1 protein-coding gene is annotated in these 328 nt (G+C 61.9%); it reads right to left on the reverse strand.

All coding sequences use genetic code 11. The features are described from left to right. Window positions 1–44: 44 nt before the first annotated feature. On the reverse strand, window positions 45–328 hold a 284-nt coding region (locus SB847_RS20725; protein ID WP_410578457.1), incomplete at its 5' end, for a DUF1302 family protein.

The following is a 328-nucleotide window of genomic DNA, read 5'->3' on the forward strand; positions in this document are numbered from 1 at the left end:
CGTTTGGCAGGACATGGAATGTTCTCCGGTTGTCTGGGCGAGGGTCAGAAGCTGTACTTGGCGTTCAGGGCGATGTGGTCGCGATCGCTCTGGTTGTTGTACCGGGGGCTGCCCAGGTAGGCGTTGTAGACGGCCTCCAGGGAGAGGTTCCCGAGGTACTCCAGGGTGCCGCCCAGGGACAGCCGATTCCTGCCCTGGTTGTAGCTGCCCAGAGAGGAGTTGCCGTTAACCCCCTGGTTGAAGGACAGCGGAATGGTCAGGTCCCAGCCGGGCATGATCTCGATGTAGCGCGAACTGGCGCGCAAGGTGTAACCCCAGGCAGAACGGT

The organism is Bacillus sp. SIMBA_026, from assembly GCF_046535335.1.
GTDB classification, from domain to species: domain Bacteria; phylum Bacillota; class Bacilli; order Bacillales; family Bacillaceae; genus Bacillus; species Bacillus velezensis.